This is a genomic window from Kitasatospora sp. NPDC057198 (genome assembly GCF_042670125.1).
GTDB lineage: Bacteria > Actinomycetota > Actinomycetes > Streptomycetales > Streptomycetaceae > Kitasatospora.
In genome coordinates, this window is record NZ_JBHUWH010000051.1 from 1 (window position 1) to 15,530 (window position 15,530).

At 75.7% G+C, this 15,530-nt stretch carries 12 protein-coding genes and 1 pseudogene; 4 read left to right on the plus strand and 9 right to left on the minus strand.

Going from position 1 to position 15,530, the window contains the following annotated elements; translation table 11 throughout:
• Positions 1-828: pseudogene (locus tag ACFUEL_RS08945) on the plus strand (hypothetical protein); the annotation flags it as partial.
• Between the two features lie 22 nt (positions 829-850).
• Here ACFUEL_RS08945 and ACFUEL_RS08950 read toward each other — a convergent pair.
• The 3 genes from ACFUEL_RS08950 to nucS are packed head-to-tail and all read right to left on the minus strand — an operon-like array spanning position 851 to position 3,409.
• The gene (locus tag ACFUEL_RS08950; RefSeq protein WP_380235377.1) at positions 851-2,056 is read right to left on the minus strand and encodes a nucleotidyl transferase AbiEii/AbiGii toxin family protein; all 1,206 of its coding nucleotides are present in this window, start codon (positions 2,054-2,056) and stop codon (positions 851-853) included.
• Complete coding sequence (locus tag ACFUEL_RS08955; protein ID WP_380235378.1) at positions 2,053-2,706, minus strand: hypothetical protein; 654 nt, start codon at positions 2,704-2,706, stop codon at positions 2,053-2,055. Before ACFUEL_RS08955 ends, ACFUEL_RS08950 begins: the two co-directional genes overlap by 4 nt.
• A 43-nt stretch (positions 2,707-2,749) precedes the next feature.
• The gene (nucS, locus tag ACFUEL_RS08960; protein ID WP_344558216.1) at positions 2,750-3,409 is read right to left on the minus strand and encodes an endonuclease NucS; all 660 of its coding nucleotides are present in this window, start codon (positions 3,407-3,409) and stop codon (positions 2,750-2,752) included.
• 563 nt (positions 3,410-3,972) lie between these two features.
• Here nucS and ACFUEL_RS08965 point away from each other — a divergent pair.
• On the plus strand, positions 3,973-4,365 hold the full coding sequence (locus tag ACFUEL_RS08965) for an SCO5389 family protein (protein ID WP_380235379.1): 393 nt from the start codon (positions 3,973-3,975) through the stop codon (positions 4,363-4,365).
• Positions 4,366-4,500: 135 nt separating this feature from the next.
• Here the strand turns inward: ACFUEL_RS08965 and ACFUEL_RS08970 are convergent, their stop codons facing one another.
• Positions 4,501-5,730 (minus strand): LLM class flavin-dependent oxidoreductase, encoded by a 1,230-nt coding sequence (locus tag ACFUEL_RS08970; RefSeq protein WP_380235380.1) that lies wholly within the window; start codon positions 5,728-5,730, stop codon positions 4,501-4,503.
• Positions 5,731-6,054: 324 nt separating this feature from the next.
• On the opposite strand from ACFUEL_RS08970, the gene ACFUEL_RS08975 reads away from it, so the two are divergent.
• Positions 6,055-6,369 (plus strand): ATP/GTP-binding protein, encoded by a 315-nt coding sequence (locus ACFUEL_RS08975; RefSeq protein WP_380235381.1) that lies wholly within the window; start codon positions 6,055-6,057, stop codon positions 6,367-6,369.
• 7 nt (positions 6,370-6,376) lie between these two features.
• Here the strand turns inward: ACFUEL_RS08975 and ACFUEL_RS08980 are convergent, their stop codons facing one another.
• Entirely contained in the window at positions 6,377-7,147 is a 771-nt protein-coding gene (locus ACFUEL_RS08980; protein WP_380235382.1) for an ABC transporter permease, read from the minus strand.
• Position 7,148: 1 nt separating this feature from the next.
• Positions 7,149-8,123 (minus strand): ABC transporter ATP-binding protein, encoded by a 975-nt coding sequence (locus ACFUEL_RS08985; RefSeq protein WP_380235383.1) that lies wholly within the window; start codon positions 8,121-8,123, stop codon positions 7,149-7,151.
• Positions 8,124-8,219: 96 nt separating this feature from the next.
• On the opposite strand from ACFUEL_RS08985, the gene ACFUEL_RS08990 reads away from it, so the two are divergent.
• Entirely contained in the window at positions 8,220-9,011 is a 792-nt protein-coding gene (locus ACFUEL_RS08990) for an alpha/beta fold hydrolase (protein ID WP_380235384.1), read from the plus strand.
• 115 nt (positions 9,012-9,126) lie between these two features.
• Here the strand turns inward: ACFUEL_RS08990 and ACFUEL_RS08995 are convergent, their stop codons facing one another.
• The 3 genes from ACFUEL_RS08995 to mce all read right to left on the minus strand — a co-directional run bounded on the left by ACFUEL_RS08995 (position 9,127) and on the right by mce (position 15,341).
• Positions 9,127-10,056: a cellulose-binding protein gene (locus ACFUEL_RS08995; RefSeq protein WP_380235385.1), complete on the minus strand. Its 930-nt coding sequence runs from the start codon at positions 10,054-10,056 to the stop codon at positions 9,127-9,129.
• 108 nt (positions 10,057-10,164) lie between these two features.
• Entirely contained in the window at positions 10,165-14,568 is a 4,404-nt protein-coding gene (locus tag ACFUEL_RS09000) for a hypothetical protein (RefSeq protein WP_380235386.1), read from the minus strand.
• A 338-nt stretch (positions 14,569-14,906) separates the two neighbouring features.
• Positions 14,907-15,341, minus strand: coding sequence for a methylmalonyl-CoA epimerase (gene mce / locus ACFUEL_RS09005; protein WP_380235387.1), 435 nt, complete (start codon positions 15,339-15,341; stop codon positions 14,907-14,909).
• Positions 15,342-15,530: the final 189 nt, after the last annotated feature.

Consider the following 15,530-nt stretch of genomic DNA (forward strand, 5'->3'; position numbering starts at 1 on the left):
ATGCTCGACCTGATCCGGATCGAGGAGACCGCCGCGCTGAGCGCCGGCTCCGACACCGAACCCGCCCGGCGCCGCCGCTCCATCCGGGCCATCGCCCAGGTGGTGCCGGGCCGGCTGCGCAAGCGGGCCCCGCGCGGCGCCCGCCGGACCGCGCTGCTGGCCGGCGCGGCGGTGGTGGCGCTCGGCGTCATCGGCACCGCGGTCGGCGTCGCCGCGAGCGGGGACGACCGCCCCGGCGACCGCGGCGGCAACTCGGCCGAGGACCTGCCCCCGCTCGACCCCGGCACCAGCCCGCGCGCCACCCCGCCCGCCACCACCCCGTCCGACAGCCCCTCCGCCACCGGCAGCCCCGGCGCCGGCGACAGCCCGAGCCCCTCCGCCAGCACCTCGGCCTCCAGCAGCGCCTCCGGCACCCACAAGCCGAGCGGCACACCGAGCACGACGGCCACCACGACGAAGGCGGGCACCGGCGGGACGACCGGCGGCGGCACCGGCGGCACCGGGACGACGGGCGGCGGTACGAGCGGCGGCGGCACCGGCGGGACGACGACCGGTGGCACGACGGGCGGCACCACCGGCGGGACGACGACCGGCGGCAGCGCCGGTGGCACGACGGGCGGCGGTACGACCGGCAGCACGACCGGCGGGACCACCACCGGCGGGACGACGACCGGTGGCAGCACCGGCGGTACGACCACGGGCGGCGGCACCGGCGACACCACGGGCGGCGGCACCGGCGGCAGCACGGCCGGGACGACCGGCGGTGCCACCGGAGGGACGCCCACCACCGGCGGCACCACCGGCGGCACGCCCACCACCGGCACCTGAACGCAGGGCCGGTGACGGCCCGTCAGCGTTCCAGCAGTTGCTCCAGGCCGATGTTCCCGCGGGCGAGGGTGCGGGCCCAGGCGGCCCAGGCCGGGCGGGAGAGCAGGGTGTCCAGCGGGTCGGGGGCGTCCGGGCCGAGGGCGCGGTGCAGGAGGCGGCGGGCGGTGCCCAGGGAGGCGGAGCGGGCGAGGAGCCAGCTCTCGGCGGCGTCCAGCCCGCCGGCGGCGAGTTCGGCGCGCAGCGGGGCCACCCAGCCCTCGGCCCACCGGTCGGCCCGTTCGGCTTCCGGGACCTCGGCCAGTACGGGGGCCAGCGCGGCGGCCAGGCGGCGGGCCAACTCCTCGCCGGAGGTGGTCAGTTCCGGGTACTCCTCGCGGAAGTGCGCCCAGTCGGCGCCGCCGGTGTCCGGCTCGGCGCCGGGTACGGACTCCGGCCCGGGCGGGGCCTCGGCCAGCCACGCCTCGCCGCCGGTGAACACCTCGCGCAGCACCCCGTACCGCAGCGGGGTGGACTCGGCGAGCAGCACCGCGTCGTACAGGTCCTTGGGCTGCGGGTAGCTGTCGGTGGCCAGCCACAGCAGCTTCCAGGCCAGCGAGAGCTCCCGCCCGGCGACGCGCAGCACCGCGCCCGGGGCGGCCTCCAGCGGCTCGGGCGGCAGCGGCAGGTGCTCGGTGAAGACGAAGTCCAGCTGGATGCCGCCGCCGGGCAGCCCGTCGGCCGTCCAGGGCAGCAGCAGGCGGCGGCCCGGGACGCGCTCGTACGTCCAGATCTCCTCGTCGACGGCCTCGCCGGGCAGGAAGCGGACCGGCCCGGCGGTGGGGACGGCGGCGGTCAGCTCGCGCAGCAGTTCGGCGGTGCGCGGGTCGTCGGGCGTCCAGTCGGCGGGGGTGAGGACGAAGTCCAGGTCGCCGGGTTCGCGGGCGGCGGCGCCGAACCAGGCGCGCAGCACGACCGAGCCGCGCAGCACCAGGTGGTCGGCCCAGCGGGAGGCGGCGACGGCGGACAGCACGGCGTCCATCGCGGTGCGGCGGGCGGCCAGCCAGGCGGCGGCCAGCGCCGGGTCGGCGTAGCGCGGGTCGGCGGTCCGGTAGGCGCTGAAGTACTGCTTGAGCGACGGGTCGAAGACCGCGATCTGCCGGGCCCGGCCGTCCCCGATCGGACGGAACGTCAGCGGCAGCTCCTCGGGGAAGCGGCGGGCCAGCTCGTCGGCGTCACGGGCCTCGTTCACGGCAGCTCCCCGGTCGGGACGGCGTCGATCCAGCCCTCGTCCAGGGCGAGCGCCGAGTCGTGCACCACGTACTCGCGCTCGGCCTTCAGCGGCGGCAGGCCGGCGGCGGTGAGCGCGGCGGTCAGGCGCTCCAGGCGGGCGCCGGCGGTGGCCAGGCCGACCCGGTGGCAGCGCTGGGTGACGAAGTACTGGCGGTGGCCGCCGGGTTCGGTGCGGCGGGCGTTCCAGGAGACGTGGGCGCCGTGCCCGGCGGCGGCCCGGACCAGCGTCTCGCGCGGGGTGCCGGGGTCGGTGCGGACCTTCACGTGGTGCTCGAAGTAGTGCGCGGGGTCGGCGAGTTCGGCCTCGGCGTCGGTGCGCGGCACGCCCGGCGTCCAGGGCGCGGCCTCGATCTTGACCCGGACGGGCGTGAACCCGGCGGCCCGCAGCCGGCCCGCCTCGGCGGCGGCCCGGCGGTGCTGCGCGGCCAGCGTGCCCTCGGTGTGCCAGGACAGCATCGGCTGCGAGGGGTGCCGGCCGCGGGCCAGCAGGATGTGGGTGAACTCCAGTCCGTGCGCGGCCGCCCAGCGGGCCAGCTCCCCGGCCTCGGCCGGGGCCAGCGTCAGGTGGGTCTCGTACGGGCCGACCCCGGTGGTGCTTCGAACGGGCATGCGGGGATTGTCGCAGCCGGGTGCGACCGCGCGGCCGGAGGGCTCAGAACAGCTTGAGCTTGTCGTCGTCGATGCCGCGCAGCTCGTCGTAGTCGAGCACCACGCAGCCGATGCCCCGGTCGGTGGCCAGCACCCGGGCCTGCGGCTTGATCTCCTGGGCGGCGAAGACGCCCTTCACCGGGGCGAGCAGGGGGTCCCGGTTGAGGAGCTCGAGGTAGCGGGTGAGCTGCTCGACGCCGTCGATCTCGCCGCGGCGCTTGATCTCCACGGCGACGGTGGTGCCGTCGGAGTCCCGGCAGAGGATGTCGACCGGGCCGATCGGGGTCGGGTACTCGCGGCGGATCAGCTGCCAGCCGGAGCCGAGCACCTCCATCCGGTCGGCCAGCAGCTCCTGCAGGTGGGCCTCCACGCCGTCCTTGATCAGGCCCGGGTCGACGCCCAGCTCGTGCGAGGAGTCGTGGTGGACGTCCTCCAGGGTGATGATCAGCTTCTCGCCGGCCTTGTTGGTGACCGTCCACACGCCGTCCGCCTCCTTGAGGGAGCACGGCGGCGACATCCAGTTCAGCGGCTTGTAGGCCCGGTCGTCGGCGTGGATGCTGACGCTCCCGTCGGCCTTCACGATCACCAGGCGCACGGCGGAGGGCAGATGTGCAGCGAGGCGGCCCGCGTAGTCCACGGTGCACTTGGCGATGACAAGACGCATGGGGACAAGCCTAAGGCCCGCCGGGAGTGCCCCGGTCCGTGTTCGATTCCGGGGCCCCGGCGGACCGCCCCGGCCCGGTGGGGCCCAGGGGCCGGAATCCCGAGACAGCCGGTCCGGCCGGGCCGGGTGCGGGAGCCGTTTGAAGCGAGTGCGCGCACGGCGGGTGTCGGCCGGGCGGGAGGGGCGAAGCATGGTGACCGCACGGCTGCGCCCCGTGAGGGGCACCAGCTCGGCGCGGTGGGTTGGGACACGTCGGATTCCGGCCAATCTCGCCCCGGAAGGGGCGTTCCGGGCGGCAATCCACCGATTCACCAACCCGGGTGAGGGGGGGCCTGCCACGCTGGTCTGACCCCCGGGGCCGAACCCGACGCGCGGCGTCCACCGATCCGCCGCACCGTCACCACTCGAACAACGCGCGCGGTTCACCCGCACACCCGTCCCAGCACTCCCAGCACCTCCCAGTACCTCCCAGCACCCACAGCGCCACCCTCACCGCACCACCCCAGCACACCGGCACCACCGCCCCGGCGATCCCGCCGGAGCGGACCGCGAGAGGAGAACCCATGTCGCTCGACGTCTCACCGGCCCTGTTGGAGAAGGCCGAACGAGGCGAGGTCGACGAGCGGGAGTTCGTCGACTGTGTCCGCACCTCGCTGCCCTACGCCTGGGACATGATCAGCTCGCTGGTCGCCCAACTCAAGGTCGACGGAACCGACTTCGCCGACAACGACGTGCCCCCGCCGAGCGAGCGGGAGCGCGGCCAACTGCTCCGCGCGCTGGCCAGCGACGCGATCCGGGGCGCCCTGCAGCGGCACTTCGGCGTCCGGCTGGCGTTCCAGAACTGCCACCGGGTCGCGGTCTTCGCCCCCGGCCCCGACACCGAGGCGCGGCTCGCCCGCTTCACCTCGATCCGGGGCCAGCTGCTCAACCAGTCGCCGGAACTGCGCGACTGCTGACCCGGCGTCAGCACACCGCGCCGCACGCGCCCGCTGACGCGCCGTCAGCGCCCGCGTACGGCCGCCGAACGCGGGCCCCCCGGTCTCCAAGTGCCCGGGGCGGCCCGCGGCCGCGCCAGGGCCCCCGCAGGGCCCTCAGGACAGCTGCGGCAGCACCTCCGTGCCCAGCCGGGCCAGGTTGTGCAGCGTCGCCGCCGTGTCGCCCGAGCCCTCGGCGAGCAGCGCGAAGCGCCGGATGCCGGTGCGCTCCGCCGTCGCCAGCAGCCGGTCCGCGCACTGCCGGGGCGTGCCCACCGGGTGCAGGTCGCACAGCAGCTCGGTGTACGCCCGCGGGTCGCGCATCGAGCGCTCCCGGCCGTCCACCGTGCGGTGCGCGCCCAGGCCGTGCGCGAAGAAGTCCGGCATCGTCCGCAGCAGGCCGGCCCGCGCCGCCCCCGCCCGGTCGTCCACCTGCGCCACGCCCGCCGCCACGTGCTCCCGCTCCACCCGGGCCAGCTGCTCCTCGCCGCGCCCCGCCGCCCGCCAGGCCGCCCGGTACGCCGCCAGCATCTCCCGCTTGTCCTCGTCGCCCGAGTGCATGCCCAGCAGCATCGGCAGGCCCCGCTCGGCGGCCGTCCGCACCCCGCCCGGCGAGGTGCAGGCCACCACCACCGGCGGGCCCGACCGGGCCGGCTGCGCCTCGTCCTGGCGCTGGCGCGGGATCACCGCGCCCTCCAGGCCCAGCCAGCCCGCCAGGTCCGCCCGCCGGGCCGGCTCCGCGGCCCGCGGCACCACCGCCACCTCCGGGAACGCGAACTGCTGCCCCGCCGCCCCCACCCGGGCCCCGCGCAGCCAGCGCAGCAGCAGGTCCAGGCGCTCCGGGAAGCCCCGCTCGTACGCCTCCAGGCCGCCGCCGAACACCGCCAGGTCGATCCACGGCCCGCCGCGCCCCACGCCCAGGGTGAACCGGCCGCCCGAGGTCAGGTGCAGCAGCGCCGCCTGCTCGCCCAGCGCCACCGGGTGACGGGTGCTCAGCACGCTCACCGCCGTCCCCACCCCGATCCGCCGGGTGCGGCCCAGCAGCATCGCGGCCAGCGTCGCCGCGTCCGGGCAGACCCCGTACGGCACGAAGTGGTGCTCGGCCAGCCACACCGCGTCCAGGCCCGCCCGCTCGGCGGCCACCGCCGCCGAGACCGTCCGCTCCAGCGCCTCGCCGTGGCTCTGGCCGGGGAACTGCGCCGACAGCAGGAAGGCGCCGACCCGGAGCGCGTCCGTGCCGGCGCCCGGCGCCTGCTCGGCGGCGGCCCGCTCGGCCGGCACCACCCCGGCGCCAACCGTCCGCGGGGCGGCCGAGCGGACTCCGGGCCGGGGGGTGGTCTTCGTCATGGGGTGCCTCCATCGGTGCCGCGCAGGGTCGCGGGCCCCGCCGTGTCACCACGTGAGTAACCCATGTCATGTGCCAATGGCACGCGGAACCCCCGATTTCCCCGGGTGGAGGGTGGAATACCCCCGAAACCCCGGCGCCCGCACCGCCCGCCGTGCTAATGGGGCCCGCGGGGGCGGTGGGACGGCGGTCGGCCCCCGGGGCACAACGCGACGGGGGGCCGCCCGGTCACGGCCGGGCGGCGCGGCACTCCCGGCCCGCGGCCCCGGCCCGCCCCGTACCCTGGAGGCACGCCACGCCAGGTCACGCCGAGGGAGAGGGAGCCCGTGTCACCCCGCCGCAACCGGATCGACAAGCCCGAGGAGCGCGGCAGCGCCGCACCGATGGGGAGCTCGCTGCGCCGGGTGGAGGCGTACCGGGGCGAGGACTGGGTGGTGCAGACCGTGGCCGGGACGGCCGGGCGGTACTACCGGTGCCCCGGCTGCGACCAGGAGATCCCGCCCGGCGTCGGCCACCTGGTGGCCTGGCCCGACCACGGCGGCGGCGTGGACGACCGGCGGCACTGGCACCGGGCCTGCTGGGGAGCGCGGGAGCGCCGCGGCTCCAACATCCAGCGGGGCCGCGGCGCTCCGAAGTACTGACGGCGGATCAGGCGTCGCGCTTCTTCAGGACGAGGTAGCCGCCGAGCAGCGCCGCGGCCGTCCAGGCCGCGCAGATCAGCAGGCCGGCCCACGGCCCGTACGGCAGGTCGTCGGTCGGGACGACCTGGGTGATGGCCGAGCCCGTCTGGTCCGGGAAGTACTTGATCCAGTCCTTCACCACAGGGACGATCGACAGGATCGGCGAGATCAGCATGATGAACGGCACCAGGATCGCCAGCGCCAGGATCTGGTGCCGCACCATCACCGTGACGCCCGCCGAGAGCAGGCAGAGCAGGGTCAGGTAGAGCGCGGTGCCGAACACCGCCCGCAGCACGTGCTCCGAGCCCAGCGAGGTGGAGAGCCCGCCGCCGAGCGCGGCCTGGCCGATGAAGAAGGTGACGAACACCGTCACCAGCGAGGCGGCCAGGGCCAGTGCGCCCAGCACGGCGGTCTTCGCCGCCAGCAGGGTGCCGCGCTGCGGGACGGCGGCCAGCGAGACCCGGATCATGCCGCTGCTGTACTCGTTGCCGACGGCCAGCACGCCGAACACCACGATGGCGAGCCGGCCGAAGTTGACGCCGATGAACGAGATGGCGGTGGCGTCGAACGGCCTGTCGCCGTTCTCGGTGAAGTCCGAGACGTTGTTCCGGGCGACCAGGCTGATCGCCAGGCCCAGCGCGACGGTGATCAGGAAGACCGAGACCAGCGACCAGACGGTGGAGCGGACGCTGCGGATCTTGGTCCACTCGGACTGCGCGACGGCGGGGAACGCGGCCATCTCAGCTCTCCTTTCCGGACTTGCGCTCGTTCCAGCCCGCACCCCAGACGGGCGGCTGCTCGGGGGCCGCCCCGGCCCCCATGTGGTACTCCACCGAACTCGCGGTCATCTGCATGAACGCCTCCTCCAGCGACGCCTGCTGCGGGCTCAGCTCGTGCAGGGTGACGCCGTGCGCGGCGGCCAGCTCGCCGAGCACGACCGGGTCGCCGTCGACCACCTCCCAGGCGCCGTCCGGCCCGGCCTCGGCGGTCAGACCGGCGCCGTGCAGGGCGTTCAGCAGCTGTTCCTGGTGCGGGGTGCGCAGCCGGACGGCCGAGCGGGAGTTGCGCTTGATGAACTCGGCCATCGGCAGGTCGGCGAGCAGCCGGCCGCGGCCGATCACCACCAGGTGGTCGGCGGTCAGCGCCATCTCGCTCATCAGGTGCGAGGAGACGAAGACGGTGCGGCCCTCGGCGGCCAGCCGCTTCATCAGGTTGCGGATCCACAGGATGCCCTCGGGGTCGAGCCCGTTCACCGGCTCGTCGAACATCAGGGTCCGCGGGTCGGCCAGCAGCGCGGAGGCGATGCCCAGGCGCTGGCCCATGCCGAGCGAGAAGCCGCGGGCGCGCTTCTTCGCCACCGCGGTCAGGCCGACCAGGTCGAGCACCTCGTCGACCCGGGCGCGCGGCACCCGGTTGGACTGCGCCAGCCACAGCAGGTGGTCGTACGCGGTGCGGCCGGGGTGGACGGCCTTGGCCTCCAGCAGGGCGCCGATCTTCCGCAGCGGGTCCTGGATCTCGGCGTAGCGCCTGCCGTCGATGGTGACCTCGCCGCCGGTCGGGCGGTCCAGGTCGAGGATCATCCGCATGGTGGTGGACTTGCCGGCGCCGTTCGGGCCGAGGAAGCCGGTCACCACGCCCTCCGGGATCCGGAAGCTCAGATCGTCGACGGCCAACTTGTCGCCGTAACGCTTCGTCAGGTGGTGCAACTCGATCATCTGCCGCTCCTTGGTCTCCCGCCAGGTTATGGCAAAAAGCGGATGAATCGGACAACCTGCGCTCGGGGTGCACCCGCCGGGCCCTACGGTGGAACCATGACCTCGCCCAGCGCGCCGGCCGTCCGCGAGAACGGCACCGGCACCCCGCTCGTCCTGTTGCACGCCTTCCCGCTCCCCGCGCGGATGTGGGAGGTCCAACTGGAGCGCGTCCCCGGCCCGGCCGGGGACGACGCCCGGGTGATCGCACCGGACCAGCGCGGCTTCGGCACCGCCCCGCTCGGCGACCTCCCCCCGTCGCTGGACACCGCCGCCGACGACCTGCTCGCGCTGCTGGACGGCCTCGGCGTCGAGCGCGCCGTGCTGGGCGGCCTGTCGATGGGCGGCTACGTGGCGATGGCCTTCGCCCGCCGCCACCCCGAACGCCTCGCCGGGCTCGTCCTCGCCGACACCAAGGCCACCACCGACACCGACGCCGCCCGCGCCAACCGGGAGCGCGTCGCCACCACCGTCCTGGAACGCGGCAGCGTCGACCTGCTGCTCGAGGAGCGGATGGCGGAGAACCTGCTCGCCCCCGGCACCGACCCCGAACTCACCGGCGCCGTAAGGAAGATGATCGCCGAGGCGAGCCCGGCCGCGGTCGCCTGGGCGCAGCGCGCGATGGCCGCCCGCCCCGACTCGCTGGACGAACTGGCCGCCCTGGAGGTGCCCGCCGCGGTCATCGTCGGCGAACTCGACACCGTCACCCCGCTGAGCGAGGCCCGGATGATGGCCGAGGCGCTCTCCGACGCCGAACTGACCGTCATCCCGGCCGTCGGCCACCTCTCCTCGCTGGAGGCCCCCGAGACCTTCAACGCCGCCGTCCGGGCCCTGCTCAAGCGCGTCAAGTGACCGTCGAGTGATTGTCGAGTGACCGCGGGAAAGCCGAAGGGGCCCAGAGCGCGAGCTCCGGGCCCCTTCGGGCACTTCAGGACTTCAGCGGTGTCCCGACAGGGCGGTCAGGCGGTCAGCGCGACTGCTGGGCCGGCACGCCCAGCGAGTCGTCGGTCGGCAGCGTGGCCGCCGCGACCGCCGCACCGGTCAGCGTGGCCAGCATCTCGCGGACGTTGGTCAGCTGCGCGTTGATCGAGTCGCGGCGGTTGGTGAGCGCCGCCAGCTCGCGCTCCGACTCGCTGCGGACCCGGTCGGCCTTGGCGTTGGCGTCGGCCACGATGTCCTCGGCCTGGCGCTGCGCCGTCTCGATGGTCTGGCGGGAACGGCGCTCCGCGTCGGTGCGCAGCTTCTCCGCCTCCAGGCGGAGCTGCTCGGCGCGGTGCTCGATCTCGGCCAGCCGCTTCTCGGCCTTGGCCTGACGGGCCGCCAGGTCGCGCTCGGACTGCTCCCGGCGCTTGGCCAGGTTGGTCTCGAACTCCAGGGCGGCCTGCGCGGCCTTGGTGCGGGTCTCCTCGAAGAGGGCGTCCGCCTCCTCGCGCTTGTTCTGCGCGTCCTTGTTGGCCTCGGCCCGCAGCTGCGCCGCGTCCGACTTGGCCTTGTCGACGATCCGCAGGCCCTCGTCCTCCGCCTTGGCCTTGCGGTCCTTGGCGTAGTTCTCGGCCTCGGTGCGGACCTGCTGCGCGGCGGCCTCGGCGAGCTCGCGGTGCTGCTCGGCGGCGCGGTGCGCCTCGTCGCGCAGGTCCTTGGCCTCCTCCTCGGCGAGGCGGAGGATCTTCTCGACGCGGGCACCGAGACCGGCGTACGAGGGCTCCGCGTCGGTGACCGCGGCCTGGGCCGTCTGGGTCTCCAGGTGGAGTTCCTCGATGCGCTTCTCCAGCGCGCTGATCCGGGAGAGCGCGCTGTCTCGGTCGGCCACCAGCTTGGCGATCCGCTCGTCGACCTGGGCGCGCTCGTACCCACGGCGTACCAGGTCGAAGCCGTGCGGGGAGTGACTGTCGCTCATGGGATTTCTGGGCTTCCTGTCGTCAAACCGCTGAGATGGTTGAGGGAATCCTGACACGGTACCGGAGTGTCAACGGCGAAACGCCATTGGTTCGCGGACAATGTCCGCTCAATCGGGTGGCGCGCCCCCGGAACGATTGCCTCCCGATCGCGGAGAGCCCACTCCGGCACCGGCCTTGGGCCCTCCGTCCTTCTTGCTCCCCCCGTTTCCGTGGGCCGACGGAGCGGGGGCCTCGAACGCCTCCAGCGCCGACAGCACGTCCTGGACCCGGGAGATCTCGGTGTTGATGTCCTTGCGCCGGCGGACCAGTTCGTCCAACTCCCGCTGGCCCTCGTCGGTCACGCGCTTGGCCTCCGAGCGGGCCTCGGCGAGCAGCCGCTCCGCCTCCTCGGCGGCCAGCCGCAACTGCTCCTCGGCGTCCGAACCGGCCCGCCGCACCCGCTTCTCGGCCTCCTCGTCGGCGCGCTTGAGCCGGGACGCGGCCTCGTCGGCCGCCGCCTCCAGTTGCTCCTCCGACTCCATCTCGGCGGCCTTGAGCTTCGCCTCCGCCTTGATGATCAGCGCCTCCGCGCGGGTGGTGGAGTCCGCGAGCTTGTTCTCGGCCTCCTTGAGCAGCGACTCGGCCTTGCGCACCGCCGAGATCCGCACCCGGCCCGCCTCCGCGGACGCCTCCGAGGTCAGCTCGGACGCCCGCGACTCGGCCGCCGCGATCAGCTCCGCCGCCCGCTCCTCGGCCTCCGCGACCTGCGCCTGCGCCTGCTCCTCGGCCTCGGTCAGCTGCTCCTGGGCCGCCGTCACCAGCGCGTCCACCCGCTCGCCGGCCGACTTCATCGCCTGGGCGTTCTCCTTGCGGGCCCGCTCGTGCAGCGCCTCGATCTCGGCGTCGGTGCGCTCGCGCAGCTCCTCGGCCCGCTCGCGGATCGCCGTGGAGTCCCGCCGGGCCTCCGACAGCAGCGCATCCGCGTCCGAACGGGCCTTCTCCACCTCGGCCTTGCCCTGCGCCTCGGCCTCCGCGCGCAGCCGCTCCGCCTCCTGGCGGGCCGCCGACACCATCGCGTCGGACTGCTCCTCGGCGGCCGCGGCCACCGCCAGCGCCTCCGACTGCGCCTGCTCGCCGAGCTGCTCGGCGTCCGCGAACGCCCTCTCCAGCACCGACTTCGCCTGCTCGCGGGTCGCCCGGTCGTACGCCTCGGCGGCCTCCCGGGTCTCCCGGTCGAAGGACTCGGCCCGGCCGCGGATGTCCGCGTCGAACTCCTCCGCCAGCGTCCGGGTCGCCAGCGCGTACTCCTCGGCCTCCGAGCGCAGCGCGGCCGCCCGCTCCTCGGCCTCGGACAGCGCCGCCGACGCCAGCTCGTCCGCCTCGGCCAGCGTCCGCTGCGCGGCGGCCTCCGCCTCGGCGCGCTGCTGCTGCGCGAACTCGGCCACGGCGGCCCGCAGTTCACCCGTCTCGCGGTCGGCGGCCGCCCGCAGCTCGCGGTCGTACGCCTCGGCCTGCTCGCGCAGCTCGGCCCGCTCGCGCTCGGCGGCGGCCCGCAGCTCGGCGATCTGGCCGGTGGCCTTCTCGTGCAGGCCCGCCACCGACTGGCGGACCTCGGCGGCCTCCTGCTCGGCCGCGGCCACCAGCTCGGCGGCCCGCGCCTCGCCGTTCGCCCGCAGCTGCTCGGCGGCGTGCTCGGCCCGCTCGCGCAGCTCGGCGGTCTCCCGCTCGGCGGTGGCCCGCAGCTCGCGGTCGTACGCCTCGGCCTGCTCGCGCAGTTCGGCGCTCTCGCGCTCGGCGGTGGCCCGCAGTTCGCGGTCGTACGCCTCGGCCTGCTCGCGCAGTTCGGCGCTCTCGCGCTCGGCGGTGGCCCGCAGCTCGCGGTCGTACGCCTCGGCGGCCTCGCGCAGTTCGCGGTCGTAGGTCTCGGCGGCCTCGCGCTGCTCGGTGCTCTCGCGCTCGGCGGTGGCGCGCAGCTCGGCGGTCTCCCGCTCGGCGGCCCCGCGCAGCTCGCGGTCGTACGCCTCGGCCTCCTCGCGCAGCCGGGTGGCCTCGGCCCGGTCGGCGGCGGCCTCCACGCCCAGCGCCCCGGCCTCCGAGCGGGCGGCGGCGAGGGCCTGCTCGGCCTCGGCGCGCAGCCGCTGCGCGTCCTGCTCGGCCTCGGCGCGGGCCAGCGCGGCGTCCGCCCCGGCGCTCTCGCGCAGCTGGGCGGCGTCGGCGGCCGCGGCCGTGCGGACCTGCTCGGCCTCGCCGTCGGCGGCCTCCCGGATGGCGGCGGCCTCGGCCAGCTTCTCGGCGGTCAGCGCCTGCTCGCGCTCCAGGTCGGCGCGGGCGGCCTCGCGGGCGGCGGCGGCCTCCTCGCGCAGCGCCTCGGCGGCGGACTCGGCCCGCTGGACGACGGCGCGGGCGGCCTCCTCCGCGTCGGCGCGCAGGCTCCGCCCGGCCTCCTCGGCCTCGGCGCGGTGCTGCTCGGCCCACTGGGAGGTGTCGGCACGCAGTGCCTCGGCGGCGGCCTCGGCCTCGGCGCGGACGGTGGCGGCCTCGGCGGCGGCCCGCTCGCGCAGTTCGGCGCCGTGCCGCTCGGCGGCCGTCCGGGTCTCCTCGGCGGCGGCCTCGGCCGCGGCCAGCGTCTCGGTGCGGGCCTGCTCGGCGGCGGCGGTGATCTTCTCGCCCTCGGCACGGGCCCGGGTGAGCGTCTGCTCGGCCCGGCCCTGGACGGCGGCGGCCTGCTCGCGGGCCTCGGCGCGCAGCCGCTCGACCTCCTCGCCGGCGCCGGAGCGCAGCGCGTCCGCGTCGGCCTTGGCGCCGGTCAGCAGCTCCTCGGCCTGCTTCGCGGACTCCTCGATCTGCACGGCGGCCTGCCTGCGGGCCTCGGCCCGGACCCGCTCGGCCTCCGCCTCGGCGGCGGAGCGCTGCTCCTCGGCCTGCTCGCGGGCCTGGGCGGCCTCGGCCTGCATCCGCTCCAGCTGCTCGCGGATCGAGGCGGCGTCCTCCATGGCGGCGTTCTGCGCCTGCTCGACGGCCTCGCGGGCCTGCTCCAGCAGCGTGCCGGCCTCGGCCTTGGCGTGCTCGACCAGCCGCTCGGCCTCGGCGGCGGCCTCGCCGCGGGTCTTCTCGGCGTCGCTGCCCGCCCGGGTGAGCACCTCCTCGGCCTGCTTGGCGGCCCGGGCCAGCCGCAGCGCCGCGTCCTTGGCGCCCTCGGCGCGGCCGGCGTCCTCGGCGTCGGTGCGGATCCGCTCGGCCTCGGCGGCGGCGGCCTCGCGCAGCGCGGCGGCCTCGGCCTCGGCGGCGGCCCGGCGTTCGGCGATCTCCGCCTCGGCCTCGGCGCGCAGTTCGGTGGCGACCGACTCGGCGGCGCCGCGCAGGCGCTCGCTCTCCTCGCGGGCGGCGGCCTTGGCGGCGTCCGCCTCGGCCTGCGCGGTGGCGGCGGCGGAGCGGATCAGCTCGGCCTCGCGGGTGGCGGCGGCGACCATCTTGGCGATCTCGGCGCGGGCGGTGGCGGAGCGCTGCTCGCTGGCGGCGGCGCCGTCGGCGACCTTGCGCTCGGCCTCGCTGGTGGCCTCGGCCTGCAGGCGCTGGGCGGCGGCGGTGGCCTCCTCGCGCATCCGGGCGGCCTCGGCGCGGGCCCGCTCGGTCTCGGCCAGGGCCTCGGCGCGCAGCCGCTCTATCTCGGCCTGGGCGCCGGCCAGGGCGGCCTCGGCGCGCTCCTGGTCGGCGAGGGCCTGCCGCTTGAGGGCGGTGATCTCGGCCTCGGCGGCGGCCAGCTTCTGCTCGGCGGCGGCGTGCGCGTCGGCGAGCTGCTGCTGGGCGGCGGTGAGGGCGGCGGCGCGGTGCTCCTCGGCCTGGGCGCCGGTCTGCTGGGCCTGCTCGGAGGCGGCGCGCAGCAGGCGCTCGGCGTCGGTCTGGGCGCGCAGCAGGGCGGCCTCGGCCTGGGCCTGGGCCTCGCCGCGGGCGGCGTCGACGTCGGCGGCGGTCTGGGCGCGGGCCTGGTCGGCGAGGGCGGCGGCCTCGGCGCGGACGGCGGCCATCATCCGGTCGGCCTCGGCGCGGGCCTCCTGGAGCAGGCGCTGGGCCTCCTGCTCGGTGCCGGCGCGGGTCTGCTCCGCCCAGTTGACGTTCTCGTTGACGTGGCGCTCGGCGGCGGCCCGGAACTCGGCGAGCTCCTCCTCCAGCCGGCGGCGCCGGGCGTTGAACTCGGCCTCGAGCTGGGCGGTGCGCTCGGCGGCCTCGGCCATCATCCGCTGGGTGGCGGCCTGGGACTCGCGCAGCTGGCGCTCGGCGTCCGCGCGCAGCGCCTCGGCCTGCATCTCGGCGTTGCGCAGGAGCTGTTCGGCCTGGCCGGAGACGGAGTCGAAGGCGCGCGGCTGGGCGAGCTGCCGGCGGGCCTCGTGCAGCTTGGCCCGGAGCACCTCCACCTGGTAGGCGAGGTCGTCGGCGTGCTCGACGGTCTTGTCCCGCTCCTTGCGGGCCTTCTCCAGCTCGGCCTCGAACTTGGAGAGGTGATCCTCAACCTCGTAGCGGTCGTAGCCCCGCACTCCGCGGTCCCATCCATCTCCTGGTCGCGTCCTCGACCGGGCCGGTCCGCTCCGTGGTCCACGGGCGGGCCGGTTGGTCCTTGCAATCGCTCCACCGTCCGGGTGGACTCCTGAGCGACATGTTGCCTCTGGAGAATGGTGACAGATCCGAACGGCGACCGTCCGGCCGTGCCCGCGTCGTGGACTCCCCTGCGGTGCGCGGACCGGTGGTACCAGCGCACCTGGGCATTGTAGTGGGAGCCGCTCCCGGGGGAATGGGGGCGAGGTGCTTTTCGGAAGTTACCGACCAGTTCGTTACCGACCGGTCGGCTCCCGTCCGGGCTCCGTACCGCAGCCGGTCAGTGTTCGGACGGATCCGCGGCGGTGACCAGCTCGGTCAGCACGCCGCCGCAGTCCTTGGGGTGCAGGAAGGTGATCCGGGAGCCCATCGAACCGCGCCGCGGCTCCTCGTACAGCACCCGCACGCCCTTGCCCGCGATCGCGGCGGCGTCGCCGTCCACGTCGGCGGTGCCGAAGGCGATGTGGTGCACGCCCTCGCCGTTCTTGGCCAGCCACTTGCCGACCGCCGAGTCCTCCCGGGTCGGCTCCAGCAGCTGCAGGTAGGAGGCGCCGCCGTCCCCGGTGTCGTTGATCTTCAGCATGGCCTCGCGGACGCCCTGCTCCTCGTTGACCTCGGTGTGGAACACCTCGAAGCCGTACGTCGCACGGTAGAACTCGACGGTCCGGTCCAGGTCGAAGCAGGCGATGCCGATGTGGTCGATGCGGGTCAGCACGGTGGCGGTCCTCCGGGGGGATCGGGACGGACGTGGGTGGCACTCAGTGCAGCGCATTCCCGCGGTCGGACGCCAGCGGGGCGCCCTGCGAGTCTGCTCACACGTTTCCTTCCCCCCTCCGGCACGGTGTTCACTGGAGGGTGCCAGTAGCGCTGATCACACCTGCCGGACGGTGACGCAGAGGTGACC